Origin of the sequence: Streptomyces sp. NPDC059740 (assembly GCF_042733155.1) — a bacterium.
Taxonomy (GTDB): Bacteria; Actinomycetota; Actinomycetes; order Streptomycetales; family Streptomycetaceae; genus Streptomyces.
The window spans coordinates 1-1,547 of sequence record NZ_JBHWGP010000101.1 but is presented as its reverse complement, the minus strand read 5'-3'; the positions used below and the strand labels follow the sequence as shown (position 1 = coordinate 1,547).

The 1,547-nt window shown below is 71.8% G+C and carries 1 protein-coding gene and 1 pseudogene; one reads left to right on the top strand and one right to left on the bottom strand.

What is annotated here, in order from left to right:
* Window positions 1-51 precede the first annotated feature (51 nt).
* Window positions 52-681 (bottom strand): lysophospholipid acyltransferase family protein, encoded by a 630-nt coding sequence (locus tag ACFV3R_RS34605; protein WP_385591522.1) that lies wholly within the window; start codon window positions 679-681, stop codon window positions 52-54.
* A gap of 277 nt (window positions 682-958) precedes the next feature.
* Between ACFV3R_RS34605 and ACFV3R_RS34600 the strand changes: the two are divergent.
* Window positions 959-1,463 (top strand): annotated as a pseudogene (locus ACFV3R_RS34600) (glycerophosphodiester phosphodiesterase family protein); the annotation flags it as partial.
* Window positions 1,464-1,547 lie beyond the last annotated feature (84 nt).

Below are 1,547 nucleotides of genomic sequence, written 5' to 3'. Positions count from 1 at the left end.
GCCGCGCACCCTCTCGGGTCGCGCGGCCTCTCGCCGTTGCGGGCGGAACCGTCAGGCGGCCTTCGCCTTCGTCGCGTAGACGTCCACGTACTCCTGGCCGGACAGTCGCATCACGTGGCTCATCACCTCGTCGGTGACCGCGCGCAGGACGTAGCGGTCACGGTCCATGCCCTCGTAGCGCGCGAAGTCCAGGGCCGGGCCGAAGCGGACGCTCACCGGTGCGATGTGCGGGCGCCCCTTGCCGCCGGGCTGCACCTTCTCCGTGCCGACGACGGCGAACGGGACCACGGGAGCGCCCGTCATCAGGGTCAGCCGGGCCACGCCGGTGCGGCCCCGGTAGAGGCGGCCGTCGGGGGAGCGGGTGCCCTCGGGGTAGATGCCGAAGGCCTCGCCCTGCTCCAGGATGCGGCGGCCCGTCATGAGGGCGGCGACCCCGCCGTGACTTCCGTCACGGTCGACCGGGACCATGCCGCAGCTGGTGAAGAACCACGCCATCAGGCGACCCTTGAGGCCCCGGCCGGTGACGTACTCGTCCTTGCCGATGAAGTAGACCGGCCGGTCCACCACCAGCGAGAGGAAGATCGAGTCGATGAAGGTGACGTGGTTGCCCGCCAGGATCACCGGCCCGTCGCCCGGGATGTGCTCGTGCCCCTCCACGGTGGGGCGGTAGAGCACACGCATCAGCAGGCCAAGGATCGCCTTCAGCACAGTGCGGGAGACGGACAACGGGTCCTCCGGTCGTGGGTCGCGTGGCACGGGGGCGTGCCCGGCACAGGACGATACTCGTCGGTCGCCTCCCGGCGCACCTGCGGTTCGTCACCCGGTGGGACCCCGGCACCGCGGGTTCGACCGTCCTTGGCCGGGCATCTGTCGAGTCCATGCCACCCTTCTGTATCGTCTGCCCGTTCTTCCACACGCGGCACCCGCCGGGCGCGGGTGCCTGACGAAAGGCGGGGCCATGCGGGAAGCGAGCGAGGAGACGGCGGTCGACCGGACGCCGCGGCCGGGACGCCGCGCACTGCTGGGGGCCGCGGCCCTGGGGACCGGCGCGGCCGTGCTCGGCGGGGCACTCCCGGCCGCGGCGGCAGGCGCGGGCACCGGCCGCCGCGGGCGCGACGCACTGCCCAGCCCCCTGGTCGTCGGACACCGCGGCGCCAGCGGCTACCGGCCCGAGCACACCTTCGGCTCGTACCAGCTCGCCCTGGACATGGGGGCCGACGTCATCGAACAGGACCTGGTGCCGACCCGCGACGGCCACCTGGTCTGCCGCCACGAGAACGACATCTCCGCCACCACCGACGTCGCCGACCACCCCGAGTTCGCGGGCCGCCGCACCACCAAGAAGATCGACGGCACGGACGTCACCGGGTGGTTCACCGAGGACTTCACCCTCGCGGAACTCAAGACGCTGCGCGCCAAGGAGCGCATCCCCGGCAACCGCCAGCACAACACCCTCTCTGCGCCACGAGGCGCAGTGCCGTATAGCCCGCGCAGCGGGCAGAGATTGGAGGAATATCTCTGGATCTGATGGCTTACCCAAGATCCGA